This is a genomic window from Pseudozobellia sp. WGM2, assembly GCF_017810075.1.
In the GTDB taxonomy this organism is placed as follows: Bacteria; Bacteroidota; Bacteroidia; order Flavobacteriales; family Flavobacteriaceae; genus JADNYK01.
Map to the genome: position 1 here is coordinate 1 of NZ_JADNYK010000009.1, position 21,511 is coordinate 21,511.

18 protein-coding genes and 2 riboswitches are annotated in these 21,511 nt (G+C 40.8%); of the genes, 14 read left to right on the forward strand and 4 right to left on the reverse strand.

Annotated elements, in window-relative coordinates:
* Window positions 1–221: 221 nt before the first annotated feature.
* From IV512_RS17215 to IV512_RS17225, 3 genes are all read right to left on the reverse strand, one after another.
* Complete coding sequence (locus IV512_RS17215; protein ID WP_209405620.1) at window positions 222–851, reverse strand: hypothetical protein; 630 nt, start codon at window positions 849–851, stop codon at window positions 222–224.
* Window positions 852–1,190: 339 nt separating this feature from the next.
* The gene (locus tag IV512_RS17220) at window positions 1,191–1,361 is read right to left on the reverse strand and encodes a hypothetical protein (protein ID WP_209405622.1); all 171 of its coding nucleotides are present in this window, start codon (window positions 1,359–1,361) and stop codon (window positions 1,191–1,193) included.
* Window positions 1,362–1,474: 113 nt separating this feature from the next.
* Window positions 1,475–2,188 carry an energy transducer TonB gene (locus IV512_RS17225; RefSeq protein ID WP_209405624.1) on the reverse strand — a complete coding sequence of 238 codons (714 nt, stop codon included), beginning with the start codon at window positions 2,186–2,188 and terminating at the stop codon, window positions 1,475–1,477.
* A 294-nt stretch (window positions 2,189–2,482) separates the two neighbouring features.
* Between IV512_RS17225 and IV512_RS17230 the strand changes: the two genes are divergently transcribed.
* The gene (locus IV512_RS17230; protein ID WP_209405626.1) at window positions 2,483–3,487 is read left to right on the forward strand and encodes an App1 family protein; all 1,005 of its coding nucleotides are present in this window, start codon (window positions 2,483–2,485) and stop codon (window positions 3,485–3,487) included.
* 35 nt (window positions 3,488–3,522) lie between these two features.
* Here the strand turns inward: IV512_RS17230 and IV512_RS17235 are convergent, their stop codons facing one another.
* On the reverse strand, window positions 3,523–4,137 hold the full coding sequence (locus IV512_RS17235; protein WP_209405628.1) for a deoxynucleoside kinase: 615 nt from the start codon (window positions 4,135–4,137) through the stop codon (window positions 3,523–3,525).
* Window positions 4,138–4,468: 331 nt separating this feature from the next.
* On the opposite strand from IV512_RS17235, the gene metK reads away from it, so the two are divergent.
* The 13 genes from metK to IV512_RS17300 all read left to right on the forward strand — a co-directional run bounded on the left by metK (window position 4,469) and on the right by IV512_RS17300 (window position 21,409).
* Window positions 4,469–5,725, forward strand: a complete 1,257-nt coding sequence (metK, locus tag IV512_RS17240) for a methionine adenosyltransferase (protein WP_209405630.1) — start codon at window positions 4,469–4,471, stop codon at window positions 5,723–5,725.
* Between the two features lie 76 nt (window positions 5,726–5,801).
* A riboswitch (SAM riboswitch) is annotated at window positions 5,802–5,925 on the forward strand.
* 122 nt (window positions 5,926–6,047) lie between these two features.
* Window positions 6,048–7,322 (forward strand): O-acetylhomoserine aminocarboxypropyltransferase/cysteine synthase family protein, encoded by a 1,275-nt coding sequence (locus IV512_RS17245; RefSeq protein ID WP_209405632.1) that lies wholly within the window; start codon window positions 6,048–6,050, stop codon window positions 7,320–7,322.
* A gap of 70 nt (window positions 7,323–7,392) precedes the next feature.
* On the forward strand, window positions 7,393–10,779 hold the full coding sequence (thrA, locus tag IV512_RS17250; RefSeq protein ID WP_209405634.1) for a bifunctional aspartate kinase/homoserine dehydrogenase I: 3,387 nt from the start codon (window positions 7,393–7,395) through the stop codon (window positions 10,777–10,779).
* A gap of 92 nt (window positions 10,780–10,871) precedes the next feature.
* Window positions 10,872–12,035: a PLP-dependent aspartate aminotransferase family protein gene (locus tag IV512_RS17255; RefSeq protein ID WP_209405636.1), complete on the forward strand. Its 1,164-nt coding sequence runs from the start codon at window positions 10,872–10,874 to the stop codon at window positions 12,033–12,035.
* Between the two features lie 102 nt (window positions 12,036–12,137).
* Window positions 12,138–12,548, forward strand: a complete 411-nt coding sequence (locus tag IV512_RS17260; RefSeq protein ID WP_209405638.1) for an Rrf2 family transcriptional regulator — start codon at window positions 12,138–12,140, stop codon at window positions 12,546–12,548.
* Window positions 12,549–12,749: 201 nt separating this feature from the next.
* Complete coding sequence (locus tag IV512_RS17265) at window positions 12,750–13,013, forward strand: DUF2061 domain-containing protein (RefSeq protein ID WP_209405640.1); 264 nt, start codon at window positions 12,750–12,752, stop codon at window positions 13,011–13,013.
* A gap of 12 nt (window positions 13,014–13,025) precedes the next feature.
* A complete protein-coding gene (locus IV512_RS17270; protein WP_209405642.1) occupies window positions 13,026–13,649 on the forward strand; it encodes a phosphoadenosine phosphosulfate reductase family protein in 624 nt (207 codons plus the stop codon).
* Between the two features lie 55 nt (window positions 13,650–13,704).
* A complete protein-coding gene (gene cysD / locus IV512_RS17275) occupies window positions 13,705–14,604 on the forward strand; it encodes a sulfate adenylyltransferase subunit CysD (RefSeq protein WP_209405644.1) in 900 nt (299 codons plus the stop codon).
* Between the two features lie 39 nt (window positions 14,605–14,643).
* Window positions 14,644–15,891 (forward strand): sulfate adenylyltransferase subunit 1, encoded by a 1,248-nt coding sequence (locus IV512_RS17280; RefSeq protein ID WP_209405646.1) that lies wholly within the window; start codon window positions 14,644–14,646, stop codon window positions 15,889–15,891.
* A gap of 138 nt (window positions 15,892–16,029) precedes the next feature.
* On the forward strand, window positions 16,030–18,120 hold the full coding sequence (locus IV512_RS17285; protein WP_209405648.1) for a HEPN domain-containing protein: 2,091 nt from the start codon (window positions 16,030–16,032) through the stop codon (window positions 18,118–18,120).
* A 3-nt stretch (window positions 18,121–18,123) separates the two neighbouring features.
* Window positions 18,124–18,936, forward strand: coding sequence for a uroporphyrinogen-III C-methyltransferase (gene cobA, locus IV512_RS17290; RefSeq protein WP_209405649.1), 813 nt, complete (start codon window positions 18,124–18,126; stop codon window positions 18,934–18,936).
* Window positions 18,937–18,941: 5 nt separating this feature from the next.
* Window positions 18,942–20,003 carry an NAD(P)/FAD-dependent oxidoreductase gene (locus tag IV512_RS17295; RefSeq protein ID WP_209405651.1) on the forward strand — a complete coding sequence of 354 codons (1,062 nt, stop codon included), beginning with the start codon at window positions 18,942–18,944 and terminating at the stop codon, window positions 20,001–20,003.
* A gap of 157 nt (window positions 20,004–20,160) precedes the next feature.
* Window positions 20,161–20,271, forward strand: a riboswitch (SAM riboswitch).
* A 136-nt stretch (window positions 20,272–20,407) separates the two neighbouring features.
* The gene (locus IV512_RS17300; RefSeq protein WP_209405653.1) at window positions 20,408–21,409 is read left to right on the forward strand and encodes a homocysteine S-methyltransferase family protein; all 1,002 of its coding nucleotides are present in this window, start codon (window positions 20,408–20,410) and stop codon (window positions 21,407–21,409) included.
* Window positions 21,410–21,511 lie beyond the last annotated feature (102 nt).

Below are 21,511 nucleotides of genomic sequence, written 5' to 3' on the forward strand. Positions count from 1 at the left end.
AAGCATAAAGCCCTTGCTGCGCGGGATAACAAATTGATCGCTCAACCTGTTTCCTGAAATTTCAAGGAAAAAACTTGTTTTTTGACACAGTACCTATGATTTCGTTGTGGACTTTTCCAACGGGAAATGTCCGTCTGAAATCTAGCTAATTAAAAGTGAAAATTAATGTTTAACGGTAGAAATACCACAATGAATTATAGCCCGTGTTGTGGTGTCGTTTTTTATAATATTTCATTCAATTTATCATTCACTTTGTTCCAATCATTGTCGTCGATTTTATGATAAGAGGCTCTTGACGGGTGATTAATACCTAAAACTGTTATATCATTATGTATTCCTTGAACTAATAGTGATTTACCTGATTCTTTTTTTAGTAAAACCGTTTCTTTACTTGATAATTTTCTGAAAGTCCCTAGTGATTCCGCAAAAATTAACTTTGGTTGAAGTTTGAATATAATCTCATCTAAAATATTAAAACAATAAGCTTCCATATTCTTCGAGTCAACCAATTTGTTAAATTCATCCAAGTTTTTCGTTTTAAAGAATATTCTATTCGTTTTTACGGAATTCTTTAAAAGTGCATTTAACCTTTCTCCTTTAAATATTTTGTTTCGCATAATCCTAGCTAAGTGATAGTCATATTTAAAATATTCGTGTTCAGCAGGCAGTTCCTTTTGTCTAATTGATTCAGTTCCGCCAGGATTATCTCCTATTATCAGAATAGTGGGTTTGAATTTTATTGGAGAATAAAAAATCGTGTAACCAGACAGAATTGGCTCAGGTACAGAACTCCAATCTTGATTTAGCTTTCTTAAGATATTAATGCTCCAATCGTAAAGTGTATTATCCATAAAATTGAACGATGTATCATTTATTCAGGGGTTCAAAATGCACCACAACACGTAAATATATACAACTCTGTATTATTTAAGTGTCTATTATTTAGTCTATTATGTTTTCTATACTTGGGTAATTTATATATCATTCTAACTTTTGATATACAAATTGCCTAAGTTATTTTTTACTCCATGCTACTTTTTGAACACAACGTGTCGTAAAAGAGCTGTTGGTCATTTAAATATACCAAAAAATCTAAGCCACAACTTCAGCGATAAATACCTCTAGTATCGATAGCAACAAAAATAGCTGCCGATGGGCAGCTATTTAAAAAATATAATATCAAGAAGTAACTACCGTACTAATACCAATGACATCTGCCCAATAGATAGTTTTTTGCCCCAGATTTTTCTTCTTTTCTCACCAAACTCTCTTTTATAACGACCATGAGAAAGTTTCCATACAAAAATGTAATAGCTCCAAAAAAAGGCTATAGCCAGTAGTACCATTGAAGTTTTCTCCATGCTTAGCTGTTTTGTTCGTCTATTCTTATCGAATTAGAGTACGGCAATACGGTTTTTCGACATCGTACATCCTCTAGTAAATATGAGAAATCTAGTCTCCTCTAACCTCTTGCTTATTGCAACCTAAAATTGATATGTATACTAAAGGGCACCCGAACGGCAGTGTTACGCTGTTTGCCGGGTGTCATTCGAGGCAGCTTTTCGATAATACGGCGTGCCTCTGCTTCGAGCGATTGGTCTGGGCCACGTAATTGAACACTACCGATACTTCCGTCTTTCTGTATCACGAACATTACACTGACCCTACCTTCGATTCCCATTTCTTGGGCGACCTCGGGGTACCTGAAATTTTTGTTGATGTGCTTGTTCATCATTTTTTGAAAACATGCCCGCTTGCCTTCTTCGGTCTCTTCACCTTCACAACCGGGAAATACTGGAACATTTTCAATTAAGATGAAAGGTATTTCTTCGGGCTCGTCCAATTCTTCGGTTTCTATATCATTAACTTCCAATATTTCTTCTTCTTGGTCTGTTTCAGTAGAGATGATTTCACTTTCGATACGCTCATCTTCATCTTCCATAATTTCGATTACCGGTGGGGCTTGTACAGGTGGCGGTGGAGGGGGTGTTTTTACTTGCATGGTTATCGGTACATCTTCAATGAGCTCATCTTCCACATTCATAGAAATTATATAGCCATGATCGTCGTCATAGGTTTTCCACTCAAAGGCCATAAGGGTGAGTGCCAGTACGAAAAGCAATCCTAATAAAAAATAAATTCCTCGATTTCTATTGAGGTCTAGTCTTGGGTTTTTCTTGGGTTTCATATCTAAAAATTTAAGGGTTATCGACTGTGCCAAATCTAGGGTTACGAACGCGCATTAAAAATGAAGAATGAGTAAACACGCCTTTTCGATGAGGGAAACGGTCTTCAATGCTTGCGCGTAGAGATAGAGATACCTTCTTTAGAGGAAAAAGCTTAAAAAGGAAAATGAAGGGGTATGCCTTTAGCGGTCTTGAACGGCGTAAGCATTGCTTGTAATACAGCACCTGCGTATGGCTAAAATTGCGATATTTGCGAGGTTATATATTTTGAGTATAAAGACACGATTTTTAAATCTATGGGTTGGTTCGGCAAGAAAGATAAATTACAGATTATAGCATTTCAAGGTTATGGTACCGATGTTCATTTCTATGCCAGGGGGCGCGCCCTTGAAGACGAAGAGATCGACCTGGCGCAAAAAGGGGTTTTCAATTTAATATGGAATACCTATAAAAGATTCGAGACCGATGAAGTGCGAAATACTCCGGTCTCGATTACCTTTTCAGACGGTAGAACGATCCAGGGTGAAACCGATAGCTCGGGCTACTATAAAATAAAGGCCGATCTCGAAGATCTATGTCGACTGACCAACAGTGAAGGGTGGCTGAAATTTGAAATATCTTTTAACGATACCAATCTCAAGCGGGGTATTCTGCATGATAACAGGTTTCCTGGAGAAATGCTCATACCTTCTTCTAAAGCAAAATTCGGGGTCATCAGTGATATCGATGATACCATTTTACATACGGGGGTCGTTTCTTCGTTAAAATGGAAAGTGATTTTCAATACCGTTTTCAAAACGGTAGATAAGCGAACCCCCTTGGCAGGGGCGGCCGAATTTTATAAGCTGCTTCACCAAGGCAAATCGCAAGATGAAGCAAACCCCATATTTTACGTGAGCCATAGCCCCTGGAACATGTACCGGTATCTTGAAATGTTCTTACAGAAGAACAACTTTCCAAAAGGGCCTATTCTGCTGAGGAGCTTTCCCTTCTTCGGCAAGAAAAAGGCACCTGACGAAAAACCGCAAAAGCAGAAAGAGATATTCAATATCTTAAAAACCTACCCCAAGCTGAAATTTATATTGATCGGTGATAGTGGTGAGCACGATGCCGATATCTATAAAGAAATCGCAGAACTTTACCCTGACAATATTTTGGCGATTTACCTCAGAAGCGTAGCGCACAAAAAAAGAATGGAACGGGTAAAGGGGGTGTATAAAGATTACAGTACAACCCCCGTGCTTTTTGTCGAAAGCAGCGAACAGGCTATAGAGCACGCCAGAGAAAATGACTTTATCTAATTTGCTTTCTTATAAAATAATATGAAAAAAAAGTGTTAGAACAGCCCGTTGATCTGCGCGTCTATTCGATTGATGATCGAGCCTAAATCTTCGGGTTTATCTACGAAATCAAGGTCATCGACATTAATTACGAGCAAGTTGCCTTTTTGGTAACCATGGATCCAAGCTTCGTAGCGTTCATTGAGCCTGCTTAAATAATCTATTGAAATACTGTTCTCATAATCACGGCCGCGTTTATGTATTTGATTGACCAGATTAGGTATCGAACTGCGTAAATAAATCAAGAGGTCGGGCGGTTGTACCAAACTCTCCATCAGCTCAAAAAGACTTTCATAATTGCTGAAATCTCTATTGGTCATAAGCCCCATGGCATGAAGGTTAGGGGCGAAAATATAGGCATCTTCGTAGATGGTTCTATCTTGGATCGTATTCTTGCCGCTCTCTCTAATTTGAAGTATTTGACGGTAACGATGGTTTAAAAAGTAGATTTGAAGGTTAAAGCTCCAACGCTCCATCTGATTGTAAAAATCATCTAGATAAGGGTTGTCTACTACATCTTCAAAATTGGCTTCCCACTTGTAATGTTTTGCCAATAACCTAGTTAACGTAGTTTTTCCGGCACCGATGTTCCCGGCAACTGCAATGTGCATAGGGTGTATAAAATTTAATGGTTGTGATTTCTGTGTACTAGATACGAAAGTACAAGATACAAAGGATTCCGTTCGTGTAAAAAATATTATACATAAATACTTATGATAATTTTAATACTTCCTTTTGTTCGAAAATTTTTATTTCTACCTTAAATCTTTACTTTTGTGCCTTAATAATTAAGAGGAAGGATTTGACTGATTGCAACCTCTAGTGCTGTCAACATATAGGTGACATTAACACTAAAAAAATGCTAAAGCAGTTGATGTTGGATTTCTTCCACGTTATACTTCTTTAGGGCTATTTGTCAAATCCTCATAAATAAAGAAGTACATGTCATACCTTTTTACATCAGAATCAGTTAGCGAGGGGCACCCCGATAAAGTAGCGGACCAAATTAGCGATGCCCTGCTGGATCATTTTCTGGCTTTCGACCCAGAAAGTAAAGTAGCTTGTGAAACATTAGTGACCACGGGTCAGGTAGTACTTGCCGGTGAGGTAAAGAGCGATACCTATCTCGATGTTCAGCATATTGCCAGAGAAGTAATCAACAAAATAGGGTATACCAAAGGCGAATACCAGTTTAGTGGAGATTCTTGTGGGGTCATTTCTCTGATTCATGAACAATCGCAAGAAATCAACCAAGGTGTCGACCGGGGCAAGAAAGAAGAGCAAGGTGCGGGGGATCAAGGCATGATGTTCGGTTATGCCACAAACGAGACTGAAAACTACATGCCCCTGGCATTGGATATTTCACATAAAATGCTACAGACTTTGGCCGATATACGTAGACAAGCTTCGGAGATAACCTATCTAAGACCAGATGCCAAAGCTCAGGTAACTATTGAATATTCTGATGATAATGTACCCGTTCGTATAGATACCATAGTAGTTTCTACACAGCATGATGCCTTTGATGCCGATGATGCCCGAATGTTGGCCAAGATCAAAAAAGATATAATCGAAATCTTGATACCTCAAGTGAAGGCGCAATTGCCCGAGAAGATCCAGGCATTGTTCGATGATGATATAAAGTACCACATTAACCCGACCGGAAAATTCGTAATAGGCGGTCCTCACGGCGATACCGGCTTGACCGGAAGAAAAATTATTGTAGATACTTACGGAGGAAAAGGAGCCCACGGTGGTGGTGCCTTCAGTGGTAAAGACCCGAGTAAGGTTGATCGTAGTGCGGCCTACGCTGCCCGTCACATAGCCAAGAATTTGGTGGCAGCAGGGGTTGCCGATGAGGTTTTGGTGCAGGTTAGTTATGCGATAGGGGTGGTCGAACCCACATCGATATTTATTGAAACTTACGGCACCGCCAAAGTAGATTTGACCGATGGCGAAATAGCGGCACAGGTGCGCCAGTTGTTCGATATGCGACCTTTTGCAATTGAAGATCGCCTAAAACTTCGTAACCCGATTTATTTAGAATCAGCGGCTTACGGGCATATGGGTAAAACCCCGCAAGTGGTAAAAAAAGTTTTCGAATCGCCCTACAACGGAAGAATCGAAAAAGAAGTGGAACTCTTTACTTGGGAGAAATTAGATCGAGTAGATGAGGTGAAAAAAGCGTTCAAATTATAAATTTTTATGAAATTTAGGGGAATTTAATTTTTCCGTATATATATTTGTTTTTCCAAAAGTTCAAACACATATTGAATTGTTATCAAGAAAGGTGGAGGGAATAGACCCTTTGAAGCCTTGGCAACCCTTTACCCGTTCCATTTTAGTAGGGTAGAGAAGGTGCTACGTTCTATCCCAATGATTATTGGGGCAGATAACGCAACAGATTACTTCCCGTAATTTTCGCTTTCTTATAACTTTTTGATAGAACCATACTGCTTAGTCGACAGTCTGGCGTTTGTATTTTTTAATGTATTTATAAACACTTAAAAAATCAGTTACCATGAGTGATCACAAATTTTCAACCAATGCATTGCATGCTGGCCATGAACCTTCTGAAACAGCAGGCACAAGGGCCGTGCCTATTTATCAAACTTCGTCGTACGTATTTAACGATACCGACCACGCTGCCAATCTTTTTTCTTTGGCCGAGCTTGGCTTTATCTATACACGATTGAACAACCCTACCAACGAAATTCTTCAAAAGAGATTAGCGGCGTTAGAGGGCGGTATTGGTGCTGTGGTTTTCTCTTCGGGTGCTGCTGCCATTTCAACAGGTTTAATGACCTTGTTGAAAGCGGGGGATCATATTGTGGCTTCTAGCAGTCTTTATGGCGGTACTTTCAACTTATTGAATGTGACCCTGCCTCGTTTGGGCATTACGACTACGTTTGTAGATGCTACCGATCCGGAAAATTTCGGGAAGGCGGTTCAAGACAATACCAGGGCATTTTTTGTTGAATCTTTGGGCAATCCGAAATTAGATGTTCTTGACCTTAAAGCGATAGGGGAGCAAGCGAAAACGGCCGAAGTACCTTTTATCGTTGATAATACCGTGGCAACTCCGGCTTTGTTGAACCCTATCGAATATGGGGCTAATATTGTCATTCATTCCCTGACTAAATATATCGGGGGGCAAGGTACCTCTCTTGGCGGGGCGATTATCGATGCCGGAACTTTTAACTGGGCCAATGGCAAGTTTCCTGAATTTACCGAACCTTCTGCGGGTTACCACGGTTTGGTCTACCACGAAGCATTGGGTGCAGCTTCTTATACTTTTAAATTGATTTTAGAAGGATTGCGTGACTTCGGTGGGGCTTTGAGTCCGTTCAACGCTTTTCAAATCATTCAAGGTTTGGAGACACTGAATGTTCGTATTCAGCAACACAGTGCCAACGCCTTGGAGCTGGCTACCTGGTTAGAAGGTAGAGACGAGGTGGCTTGGGTAAATTACCCAGGGTTAAAGAGTAGCAAGTATAATGATTTGGCGAAACAATATCTACCTAAGGGGCAAAGTGGTCTCGTAACTTTTGGAGTGAAAGGTGGGTTCGAAGCCGCGAAAAAGCTAACCGATGCGACCAAGGTATTCTCATTGTTGGCCAATATCGGTGATACCAAGTCATTGATCATTCACCCGGCGAGTACTACTCACCAACAGTTGAACGAAGAACAGCAAGCAGGTGCGGGCGTAACCCAAGATTTAATTCGCCTTTCGGTAGGTTTGGAAGATATCGCAGACCTGAAAGCCGATTTAGAGAACGCCTTTGCTTCATTATAATTTAGTAGAACAAAAGTAAATGCAAATAAGGTCCGGTCGATATCTAAGGCCGGACCTAATTATAAAACCTATGCTTCATCACCTTAAGTTAAAGAATTATACTACCCTGAGCAACGTATCTCAAGATATTGAGCTTTCTTATCAATTGTTCGGGCAAGAACTGCATAGTGCGCCTATTGTCTTGGTCAACCATGCCCTTACGGGCAATTCGAATGTGACGGGTGACGGCGGTTGGTGGTCTGCGATTATTGGCGAGGGAAAATGTATCGATACGAAGAAGTATACCATTTTGTCTTTCAATATTCCCGGTAACGGTCATGACAAATTTGTTATCGAAAACTATAAAGATTTTGTGGCGGGTGATATGGCCCGAATTTTTCTCTGGGGATTGGAACAGCTGCAAGTTCAAAAGCTGTTCGCCATAATCGGAGGTTCTTTAGGTGGCGGGATCGCTTGGGAAATGACAGCCCTGGATCCTAATATTACCGAGCATCTTATTCCCGTGGCTTCGGATTGGAAGTCGACCGACTGGTTAATTGCCAACTGTCAGATTCAAGAGCAGTTCTTGGTCAATTCGAAACAACCGGTTCATGATGCGCGTATGCATGCGATGTTGTGCTACCGAACCCCTGAATCGTTCAAGGAACGTTTTAAGCGAAGCACCAATGAAGAGCTGCAAGTTTTTAATGTAGAAAGTTGGTTGATGCACCATGGGGAAAAATTACAGGAACGGTTTCAGTTATCGGCCTACAAACTGATGAACCAGCTCTTGAAGACGATTGATATTATGCGCGACGGGGATCAGAATTTCATTGATCTTCAGAACAGCAATACCAATATTCACATAGTTGGGGTCGATTCTGATTTGTTCTTTACGGCCAAAGAAAATAAAGATACGTTCAAGCAATTGGCACAGGCACAGAGTAATGTTACCTATGGCGAAGTACATTCGTTACATGGTCACGATGCCTTTTTGATCGAGTTCGATCAAATGGAGCAATTGCTGCGCCCTATTTTTAGTGAAAATGGAAAATCTAAACGTCTGAAGGTTCTCAAGTTTGGCGGTAAATCTCTGGCCAATGGTGAAGGTCTGGGTAGGGTGTTAGATATTGTAACCGATAAGGTCAATGCCGGTGAAAACATAGCCGTTATTCTTTCGGCACGGGGCAAGGCTACCGATCAATTGGAAGAATTACTTGACAAGGCCGCTTCGGGAAAAAATTATTACAAAGATTTTGAAGCTTTTGAGAAGTCTCAGAGACATACCTTTAAGAATGTTAACCTTTCCGCAGAGTTTAAAGAACTGGCCAAATTGTTGGAGGGGGTTTCCTTATTGGGTGATTATAGTCCGAAAATAAAAGATCAGGCACTGTCTTTTGGCGAACTTATTTCGGCCAAATTGGTAAGCAAGCTTCTTATTGGTAGAGGTGTTTCCGCCGAGTTCTTAGATTCTAGAACCTTGCTCAAGACCGATTCGAACTTTGGCGATGCCTCGGTTGATGAAGCACAATCCAAAGAAAATGTAATTAAGCGTTTCGCAAACTTAGATATGAGTATAGTGCCCGTTATTACTGGGTTTATAGCTTCTGATGAGAATGGTGAAACCACGACACTAGGTAGAAATGGCAGCAATTACTCGGCTGCGTTGTTCGCGAATTTCCTGAATGCCGATGAGCTTCAAAACTATACGCATGTAGACGGTATTTATACGGCCAATCCTGATTTGGTTCCCGATGCAAAACGTATTGAAAGTCTGTCTTACGGCGAAGCGAACGAGTTGGCGAATTTTGGTGCAACCATTCTCCATGCAAAGACCATAATTCCGTTAATCGAAAAGAATATTCCCCTGCGTATTTTGAATACGTTCAATCACGATAACGAGGGCACCTTGATCAGTGCCAAGACGGCCAAAGGAGGTATCAAGTCGCTGTCGGTAATAGAAAATGTTTCCCTAATAAATTTAGAGGGTAGGGGCTTATTGGGTAAAGTAGGTATAGACGCCAGAATTTTTAGAACCTTAGAACAAAATAATATTAGTGTAAGCATCATTTCTCAAGGTTCTTCTGAACGTGGTATTGGTTTGGTGGTAGATTCTGAAAAAGCTTTCAAAGCGAAAAAGGCCTTAGATGCTGAATTTGCAGGTGATTATGAGTCTAGGGATATCAACATGATCACTGTTCAAGATGAGGTTTCGGTTATATCTGTTGTGGGCCAAGATCTGAGTACCTTTCACCGACCTTTTAATGCGCTTATAAAGAATCAGATAGTTCCTTTGCTGTTCAATAACACGGTGTCTGGTAAGAATGTGAGTTTGGTCGTGAGAAAAACGGACTTGCACAAGGCGTTGAATGTAATGCACGGGCAAATTTTCGGCATCAGTAAAAAAGTCAATTTGGCGATTTTCGGACATGGAAATGTGGGTGGTACTTTAATCGGACAAATACTACGTTCTAAAAAGACCATAGAAAAACGTAAGGGTATTGATTTGAATGTATTCGCTGTGGCCAATTCAAAAAAGCTTCTTTTAGAAAAGAAAGGAGTGCCCAAGAATTGGAAAACGGCTATTGAAGATCGTGGAGTGGCCTATACCTATAATGATGTTGTGACCTACGCCAAAGAGCATCACTTAGAAAATCTTATTGCCATCGATAATACGGCGAACGAAGATTTTGTGGCCAAATATTTTGATTTTGTGGAGAATGGCTTCGATCTGGTCTCGTCAAACAAAATAGCCAATACCTTGGGCTTCGATTTCTATCAATTACTTCGTGAAGAATTGGCCAAACATCAAAAGCAATATTTATACGAAACCAATGTAGGTGCCGGTCTGCCCTTAATCGATACTATTAAATTGTTGCATTTGTCTGGGGAAAACATAACCCAAATAAAGGGCGTTTTTTCTGGGTCGTTGAGTTATATTTTTAACACTTTTTCAGAGGTAGATAAACCATTTTCTGCCATTTTGAAAGATGCGATGAAGAAAGGTTTTACAGAACCTGACGCCCGTGAAGATCTTTCGGGCAATGATGTGGGGAGAAAACTATTGATTCTGGCGAGAGAGCTCGATTTGAGTAATGAGTTTTCAGACATTAGTATAGACAACTTAATACCTGAGGAATTAAGAACAGGTACGGTCGATGATTTCTTGGGTAGTCTCGATATTTTAGATGCCAAGTTCAGCGAAGTCAAAAAGAATCAGAAACCTAACCATGTGTTGCGTTATGTGGGTGATCTGCATGGCGATTTGCAAAAAGAGAAAGGTATTCTTGAAGTAAAGTTAGTATCGGTGCCCAAAGAAAGTGCTTTGGGTCAAGTAAAAGGTTCTGACTCGATAATTGAAATTTATACGGAATCTTACGGTAAAAATCCGTTAGTGATTCAGGGTGCCGGGGCCGGTGCCGCGGTTACCGCGCGAGGGGTATTCGGTGATATTTTAAGGATTGCCGAAAAAGGATAATTTAGAATAGAGAGAAGAGATATCGGTCTACATACAGTAGATTATTTTGAAAAAGAAATGACCATTACGGTCATTAATAAGGAAAGAAAACAATGAGCAAGAAATTTGAAACGAACGCTATTAGAACACAATTAAATCGGTCTGAAAATCTAGAGCATTCCGTACCCATGTACGTAACCTCTAGTTTTGTTTTTGAAGATGCCGAAGACATGCGTGCGTCGTTCGCCGAAGAGAAAGAGCGAAATGTATATTCCCGCTATTCCAATCCCAATTCATCTGAATTCATAGAGAAGGTTTGTCAGATGGAGGGTGCCGAGAACGGTTTTGCCTTTGCATCGGGTATGGCAGCCGTATTTTCGACTTTGGCCGCTTTGTTAGATAGTGGTGACCATATCATCTCGTCGAGAAGTATTTTCGGTTCTACGCACTCGTTGTTCAATAATTTTTTTCCGAAATGGAATATCGACCACTCTTATTTTAAGAGTAACGAGCTTGAATCTATAGAAGAATTGATTACTCCTAAAACTAAAATTTTATATGCGGAAACCCCGACCAACCCTGGTGTAGATGTATTGGATTTGGAAGTTTTGGGAAAGATTGCCAAGAAACATAATTTAATTCTAGTAATTGATAATTGTTTTGCTTCGCCCTATTTACAACAACCGATAAAATTCGGAGCCGACCTGGTCATTCACTCGGGCACCAAGTTGATGGACGGTCAAGGTCGGGTATTGGCAGGTATTACCGTGGGTAATAAAGAACTTATAGATAAGGTGTATCGTTTTTCCCGTATTACGGGCCCTGCACTATCACCTTTCAATGCTTGGGTGCTTTCAAAAAGTTTAGAAACTTTAGCTGTTCGTGTCGACCGGCACTGTGATAACGCGCTCAAACTGGCAGAGTTTCTAGAAGCACACGACAAAGTAAATTGGGTCAGGTATCCCTTTCTTAAATCACATCCGAAATATGAAGTTGCCAAGAAACAAATGAAAGCCGGTGGCTGTGTTGTTGCATTTGAAGTCAAGGGCGGATTGGAAGCTGGCCAGAAATTCTTTAACTCCATCAAATTACTGTCTTTATCGGCTAATTTAGGTGATTCGAGAAGTATTGTAACTCATCCGGCATCTACTACCCACAGTAAGTTGTCGACCGAAGAACGTGCCGATACCGGTATTACCGATGGTACCGTTAGAGTTTCCGTAGGCTTGGAACATATCGACGATATTATTGAGGATATTAAACAAGCGTTAGGTTAGAAGTGTTTAGGGAATGATTTTAGGGATTGGGGGTATTGCGAATCACAATTTTCGGTGTCGTAATCAAAATCTCTCTTTTTTAAAATTATGTATCTTCGCTTTATGCTGTCTAAAAAGACCAAATATGGCCTAAAGGCCTTAACATATTTAGCTTCACAAAAGGAGAAGTTACCGGTTCAAATTTCTGAAATTGCAAAATGCGAGAACATTTCCCAGAAGTTTTTAGAGAGCATATTATTGTCGCTTCGAAAGAGTGGTTTTTTAGGTTCTAAAAAAGGAAAGGGTGGGGGCTACTACTTAATAAAAGAGCCTCAAGAAATTCTGATGACCGACGTCATGCGTATTTTAGAGGGGCCTATTGCCATGGTACCTTGTGTGAGTTTGAATTTCTACGAAAAGTGTGCTGATTGTCCTGATGAAGCCACTTGCTCTGTAAACAAATTGATGCTCAAAGTAAGGGATGCCAACTTAGAGGTGTATCGTAACAATACCCTTGCCGACCTGATTATTTGATAGCTTCATTTTTTTAAATAGGTCTTTTAATATCTTCACCAGTGTTGAAATATCACCAATAAAACCTGTTATTTGTTAATAATCTACTAAATCTATAGGGTAATCGTAATTTTTTTTGATTTCTGCCGTCCAACACAATAAAAATAGCCTACATTTGTTTACTCTATTAAATCAATAGGGTAATAGATTTTAGAAAAAACCATGATAGTTGATCAATTGATATTAGATAAGAACGCTTCCAAAAAGAAATTTTCGGAAGACAAAAAATCGGAAAAACCTATTCGTAGCGTCGCAAAAGCGGTGAGCTGGAGGGTAATCGGCACACTAGATACATTGTTGATTTCTTATTTGTTAACCGGTGAAGTGGCTATAGCGGCATCTATCGCTTCGATAGATTTTGTAACCAAAATGTTTCTATACTTCGTTCACGAACGGGTATGGAACAAAATAACTTGGGGTAGGTAAAAGAATTTGAATATGGATTTTTCAGAAGAATCAGTACAAGAGTTAAACAAAAAATTTGAAGGGGCTCAGCCTTCGGAAATCATTTCATGGGCCATTGATAACGCCAAAAATGCGGTGGTTACTACCAATTTTAGACCTTACGAAGTGGCTATACTACATGCCGTGACCGAAGTGAAAAATGATATTCCCGTGGTTTGGTGCGATACCGGTTATAATACACCGAATACGTATAAACATGCCGAAGAGCTCATCGAAAGATTGAGTTTGAATGTAGATTTGTATGTACCGCTTCAGACCAGTTCGCATAGAGATGCGGTTATGGGTATTCCTCAAATTGATGATCCCAAGCATGCCGAATTTACCGAACAGGTGAAATTAGAACCGTTTAGAAGAGCTATGTCTACGCACAAACCAGATGTGTGGTTTACCAACCTTAGAAAAGGGCAGACCGCGTTGCGCGATTCGCTTGATGTGTTGAGTTTGAGTAAAGACGGAGTCTTAAAGGTGAGTCCGTTCTATAATTACAGCGATGCAGAATTAGATGCTTATTTAAACGAGCACAATTTACCCAACGAACATAAATATTTTGATCCGACCAAGGTGCTTGACAACCGTGAATGCGGATTGCACACCTAAATAAAGAAAACAAAAATTAGGCAGATGCCAAAGCATGCTGCAGAACTTGAATGTTATGAGAGATACATCGCATATTAACGCCTTAGAGAACGAAGCCATCTATATTTTCAGAGAGGTGGCGGCCCAATTCGAGCGTCCGGTATTACTGTTTTCCGGAGGAAAAGATTCTATAACCTTGGTGCGTTTGGCACAAAAAGCGTTTTGGCCCGCAAAAATTCCCTTTCCGTTGATGCATATCGACACTGGGCATAACTTCCCCGAAACTATTGAGTTTAGAGATAGATTGGTAGAAGAGTTAGGGCTTGAGCTTATCGTGAGAAACGTTCAAGACTCTATAGACCAAGGTAAGGTTAAAGAAGAGACGGGTAGGTACAGCAGTAGAAACTCTTTGCAGACAACTACATTGTTAGATGCTATCGAAGAGTTTAAGTTCGATGCTTGTATCGGTGGTGCAAGACGTGATGAAGAAAAAGCCCGTGCAAAGGAGCGTATTTTTTCGGTACGTGACGATTTTGGCCAATGGGACGAGCGTAACCAGCGCCCTGAGCTTTTCGACATGTTGAACGGTCAGATCGAGTTGGGGCAGAACGTACGTGTTTTTCCAATCTCAAACTGGACCGAACTCGATGTTTGGTCTTATATCAAAGAAGAACAAATAGAGATACCTTCTATTTATTTTGCACATAAGCGTAAAGTATTCTTGCGCGACGGCCTTATCTGGTCGCATTCTGAATATGTGTACCAAGAGGATGATGAAGAAGTATTGGAGCGTATGGTAAGATTTAGAACCGTGGGCGATATGAGTTGTACGGCCGCAGTGTTTTCCAATGCTACCGATATTGAATCGGTAGTGGAAGAAATTAGGGATTCAAGCATTTCGGAAAGAGGTGCCCGAATCGATGATAAACGATCGGAAGCCGCTATGGAGAAGAGAAAACAACAAGGATACTTTTAAGAACGGTCTACGTAAGACGAACAACGAATTTACAGCAAAATGGAAGTACTAAAAATAGCAACCGCAGGTAGTGTAGACGACGGAAAAAGTACCTTGATCGGTAGAATTCTTTATGATACAAAATCTTTGACCAGCGATAAGTTAGAAGCGATTGAAAAGACCAGTAAGAGCAAAGGGTACGATTATCTGGATTTCTCATTGGCAACCGATGGTTTGGTGGCCGAGCGAGAGCAGGGCATTACTATCGATGTGGCACATATTTATTTTTCGACCAATAAAAAGAGTTATATCATAGCCGATACTCCCGGTCACGTAGAATATACCCGTAACATGGTTACAGGGGCCTCTACTTCACAAGCGGCGATTATATTGATCGATGCTAGAAAAGGAGTAATCGAGCAAACCAATAGGCACTTTTTTATCAATAACCTATTGCGGATCAAAGATGTGGTCGTAGCGATCAATAAAATGGATTTGGTCGATTATTCAGAAGAGACCTATAATAGTATCAAGGCTGACTTTGAAGAGTTGATGGCCAAGCGAGATTATCAAGACCAAAAGATTACGTTCATTCCCGTGAGTGCCCTAAAAGGCGATAATGTGGTGAACAAGTCTGATAAGATGTCTTGGTATACGGGCCCTGCTTTATTGGAGCATTTTGAAGCTTTGGATCGTAAGGATATCTACAATGTGGGTACTCCAAGGTTTCCTGTTCAATATGTAATTCGCCCTAAGACCGATGAGCATCACGATTTTCGTGGTTTCGCCGGAAAAGTTTATGGTGGCGAGTTGAGTGTAGGTGATGAGGTAATTGCACTTCCTTCACAAACACGCTCGAAAATCAAGGACATCTATTTTCACGATAAGAAATATCAAACTGCGGCAAGACGTTCGTCGGTGACGATTACCTTAGAAGATGAGATTAATTTGAGTAGAGGTGACATGTTGGTCAAGGCCGGTGATTTGCCGACTATTGAAAAACAGTTTACGGCTACCGTTTCCTGGATGGATTCAGATCAGTTGACCGCCGGTAAAAAATATGTGGTTCAACATGGTGTGAACAAGGTATTGGCGAAGGTGGATAATATTCATCATAAAATCAATCCTGATTATTCTGGTATAGATACCGAGGTCAATGGTCTGGGTATGAATGATATTGCCCAGGTTACCTTTAAGTTGAACAAGCCTATTTTTTACGATAAGTTTAAAGACCATCGTACGAACGGTTCGTTCATCTTGGTCGATACCCAAACGAACAATACGGTGGGCGCAGGGTTTATTAGTTAAAATGGCTTCCCGTTTGGCAGGGGTGCCTATAGGTAAGTAAAGACGTATTTAAAACAGTTTTTTGCTGCCGAAAAAACCTAAAAAAAATATAATAATTTTTGGACGGATTTCGTCCGGAGTTTATAAATAAGAAATAGCATGCAAAGTTTTAGAACCGAAATAGAGAATCCTGTTGTTGAGAAGGATATCCTTGAGTTGGAAAAGAAGATCAGACTTTTTCACGAAGGGAAGGTAGATGAGGAGAAATTCCGTAGCCTACGTTTGGCTAGGGGGGTTTACGGTCAGCGTCAGCAAGGCGTGCAGATGATTCGTATAAAACTACCCTATGGGAAGGTGACTTCACAACAGTTGAAGCGAATTTGCGATGTTTCCGATGAGTACTCTACCGGTCGATTGCATATAACCACCCGTCAAGATATACAAATTCACTACGTTGATTTGAATAGAACGCCAGAGCTTTGGGCGCAACTTGAAAAAGACGATGTGACCTTGCGTGAAGCTTGTGGTAATACGGTAAGAAATGTAACTGCGAGTGAAACTGCTGGTATCGATGTAGATGAACCGTTTGATGTGTCGCCTTATGCTCATGGGTTGTTTCAATATTTTTTAAGAAACCCGATCAGTCAAGAAATGGGACGAAAATTTAAGGTCTCTTTCTCAGCGAGTGATGCCGATACCGGTTTATCGTACATGCATGACCTTGGTTTTATCGCAAAAATTGAAAACGGAGTTAAAGGTTTTAAAGTGATGCTTGGTGGTGGCTTGGGTTCTCAACCCCGTCACGCCGATGTTCTTTTTGAATTTTTGGAAAGCGATAAGATTATTCCTCTTATGGATGGGGTAATTCGTGTTTTCGATAGATACGGAGAACGTAAAAGTAGAGCCAAGGCCCGTATGAAGTTCTTGATAAAGGATATTGGACTTGATGGATTTAAAGATTTATTGGCCGAGGAACAAAAGGCGGTTCCATATCAAACTTATGCTATAGACGCAGAAGCTTACCCGAAAACAAACGTAGCTTCAGTAGAAGTTCCCAATGTGGAAATTGAAGATAAAACTGCTTTTGAAGCTTGGAAATCAACTAACATTATTCCACAGAAACAAGAGGGTTTTGTGGCCATAGGCATTAAGGTGCTTTTAGGAGATTGGTATACCGATAAGGCTAGATTATTGGCTGATTTGGTGAGCGGTTACGCCGCTGGTGAAATCCGATTGTCATTACGTCAGAATATTTTGATTCCGCATGTGAAGGAAGAATTGGTTCCTTTCTTTTACCAAGAACTTTCCAAGTTAGGTTTTGCCGAAGCGGGTTATAATAGAGCCTTAGATATCACCGCATGCCCGGGTACTGATACTTGTAATTTAGGTATCGCTAGTAGTACCGGAATTGCGGAAGAATTAGAGCGGGTCATTAAAGCAGAATATCCGCAGTACATCTCCAATGAAGATGTAGTCATAAAGATCAGTGGGTGTATGAACGCATGTGGTCAGCATAATATGGCACACATTGGTTTTCAAGGGATGAGCGTGAGAACAAAAGACAAATTGGTGGCACCGGCCCTTCAGGTATTGTTAGGTGGTGGAAATGATGGCAACGGCAACGGTCGCTTTGCCGATAAGGTGGTTAAAATACCAAGTAAGCGAGGACCTCAGGCCCTACGCTTGATATTAGATGATTATGATGCCAACGGTAAGGGTCAGTCATATGCCGATTACTATCAAGAAAAAGGGCAGATGTACTTTTACGACTTTCTAAAGCCACTTTCCGATGTGAGTGATTTAACTGCGGAAGACTTTATCGATTGGGGTAATACAGAGCGTTATGAAAAGGCTATTGGTGTCGGTGAATGTGCAGGGGTAGTTATAGATTTGATCGCCACTTTGCTTTTTGAAAGTGAAGAGAAGATTCAGAATGCCCAAGAGGCCCTAGAAGCTCAAAAATGGTCGGCCAGTATTTATTACTCCTATACCTCAATGGTAAATTCGGCAAAGGCCTTATTGACTGCCGAAAAGGCTAAGGTAAATACCCATGCCGGAATCATTAAAGATTTTGACGAAAAATTCGTGGCCTCTGGGCGTATCGAATTAGGGGGTGGTTTTCAAGATTTGGCCCTTCAATTGAATAAAAACGAGCCTACCGAAGCTTTTGCAAATAGTTATTTGAAAGATTCGCAACGGTTTTTAAAAGCTGTCGAAGCTTACAGAAAGCAAGAATTGGCAGAAGCCTAATTGATGGATAAGAGCAACAAGACATATAACAATTTTAGGTTCGAGTCGGCAAAATGCTCCCATTCTGGCCAGCTTACAGTTGTAGGCGCAGGTCCGGGTGATGTTGAATTGATTACCCTAAAGGCGATCAAGGCGCTTGAGTCTGCCGATGTAGTTTTGTACGATGCCTTGGTAGCTTCTGAACTATTGGAGTATGCCCCTACTGCCGAACAAATTTTCGTAGGTAAACGTAAAGGTTGTTATTCGTACCAGCAAGAGCAGATCAATGAGCTCATTGTAAATCGAGCGTTGTCTGGCAAGCATGTGATAAGATTAAAAGGAGGTGATCCTTTTGTGTTTGGCCGCGGTGCCGAAGAAATGGAGTATGCTGCCGAACATGGGTTGAAGACAGCTATGGTGCCCGGTATTTCATCATGTCTATCGGTTCCGGCATCGCAGAATATTCCGGTGACCAAAAGAGGTGCCGCAGAGAGTTTTTGGGTCATTACGGGCACGACCAAAGAACATAAGCTATCGGGCGATGTGGCATTGGCCGCTAAAAGTAACGCTACGGTCGTTATTTTGATGGGCATGTCAAAATTAGGTCAGATAGTAGAGTTGTTCAAGAAAGAAGGTAAGTCTGAAACTCCAATAGCCATTGTTCAAAATGGTACTAGAAAAGATGAAAAAGTAGGAGTGGCCACCATGGCCACCATCGAGGCCGAAGTAGCCGAAAAAGAATTGACAAACCCTGCTATTATTATAATCGGGGAAGTAGTACGACATCGAGCCCGGTTAAATGAAATTGTCAGAAATCAAGAATTAGAGTTAAGTTAAGCGATATGATAAAAACAGATGTATTAATAATTGGTGCAGGCCCAACAGGTCTTTTTACGGTATTTGAAGCGGGATTACTGAAACTAAAATGCCACTTAATAGATGCGTTGGCCCAGCCAGGCGGACAATGTTCTGAAATATATCCGAAGAAACCGATTTATGATATTCCGGCATTTCCGGAAATTCTTGCTGGTACCTTGGTTGATAACCTAATGGAGCAAATCAAGCCTTTCGAGCCCGGTTTTACGATGGGTGAACGTGCCGAAACGTTAGATAAGCAAGAAGACGGTTCATTTATCGTAACGACCAATAAGGGTACTGAGCATCATGCGGCGGTTGTTGTCATTGCTGGAGGTTTAGGCTCTTTCGAACCTAGAAAACCACCTATTTCAAATATTGTTGATTTTGAAGACAAGGGTGTGGCTTATATGATCAAGGACCCGGAAGTTTATAGAGATAAAAAAGTTTTGATAGCCGGTGGTGGTGATTCCGCTTTGGACTGGGCTATTTTCTTGGCCGATGTGGCTTCTGAAGTTTCTTTGGTTCACCGTAGAAAAGAATTTCGTGGGGCTTTAGATTCTGTTGAAAAAGCCAGAGAGCTGGCAAAATTGGGCAAAATCAAGCTTTTTACCGAAGCGGAGGTGAAAACCTTATACGGTGATGACCACCTAGAGGCTGTTGTGGTTAAACATAACGATGCCGAGAAAGGCGAAACTTATGTTGAAGTCGATCAGTTTATACCTCTTTTCGGCCTTTCGCCAAAATTAGGCCCGATCGGTGATTGGGGGCTTGAAATAGAGCGTAATGCCATTAAGGTTAATAATGCCAAAGACTATCAAACGAATATACCTGGTGTATTTGCCATTGGTGATGTGAATACCTACGAAGGTAAATTGAAATTGATTTTATCCGGTTTCCACGAAGCTGCGGTAATGTGCCAATATGCCTACCAGATTATAAACCCTGACAAACGTTTTGTGATGAAGTATACTACTGTTGGTGGGGTGACCGGTTTTGATGGTTCTAAAAAAGAAGCGAAGAAAGAAGTGGTACAGAGTATTTCGTAAGAAATAATCTTTACTTGATTAAGTTTTAATATTAGTGTAACGACCTTCCGATAGCTATTGCTTCGGAAGGTTTTGTACATTTTAAAAAAAGTCGGGGTTTGCTTGTTTTTGGCTAAGCCTTGACGTTACTTTGCAGCCGTTCATTTATACACTGAAATCGTTATCAAGAAAGGTGGAGGGACTAGACCCTTTGAAGCCTTGGCAACCCTTTTCTTATAAAGAAGGTGCTACATTCTATCCTTGTAAATAATGCATGGACAGATAACAAAATGCGACAGCTCTTGTCCGTTGGTTTTTTTCTTGCTTGATATTGATTTAACTATGAATTCATCCGTTTGCAACAGTAGTTCTTATAGATGTAATTGAGGTAGTGTTTTTGAGTGAACCTGAGAATTTGAACATTGATGACAAGAATACAAGATATATTAGAGGAACGAATATTGGTTTTGGATGGTGCCATGGGTACTATGCTACAGCGCTATAAGTTTACTGAAGAAGATTTTAGGGGAGAGCGTTTCAAAGATTGGCAACATCCACTTCAAGGCAATAACGACTTGCTGTCGCTTACTCAACCAGAAGCTATAGCAGAGGTACACCGTAAATATTTTGCCGCGGGGGCCGATATTGTTGAGACAAATACGTTCTCGGGCACTACAATAGCCATGGCCGATTACCATATGGAAGACTTGGTGTACGAACTCAATTATGAGTCGGCCAGAATCGCCAAAATGGTGGCAGATGAATTTACCGAGAAAGAACCGAACAAACCGAGATTCGTTGCCGGTAGTATTGGGCCTACGAATAAAACGGCAAGTATGTCTCCTGATGTTAATGACCCAGGTTTTCGGGCCGTTTCTTTTGATGAGTTGAGAATAGCTTATAAACAACAGGTAGAAGCCCTACTTGATGGGGGTTCCGATATTTTATTGGTGGAAACAATTTTTGATACTTTAAATGCCAAGGCCGCACTTTTTGCCATAGAAGAAGTTAAGGAAGAGCGTAAAATAGACCCACCGATTATGGTGAGCGGTACGATTACCGATGCTTCCGGTAGAACATTATCCGGTCAAACGGCAGAAGCTTTTCTGATATCCATATCGCATATTCCGATTTTATCGGTTGGTTTTAATTGTGCTTTAGGGGCCAATCAATTGGTACCTCACTTAGAGGTCTTGTCTTCAAAAACGAATCATGCGGTATCGGCGCACCCCAATGCAGGTTTGCCCAATGCCTTTGGTGAATATGATGAGACTCCAGAACAAATGGCGGAACAGATAAAGGAATATGTAGAAAAGGGCTTGGTGAATATTGTTGGTGGCTGTTGTGGCACTACTCCAGAACACATTACGGCCATTGCCAATCTGATCAGTAAATATGACCCCCGATCTATGATGGTCGAAAATTGAGGGTTGTTTGTTGGGTAAGATGTTCGAGAAGTATACTATGGATGATAAGGCAAATAGAAAAATTAAAAATGTGTTGAATGATTTCGTCAACATTTATAAAAA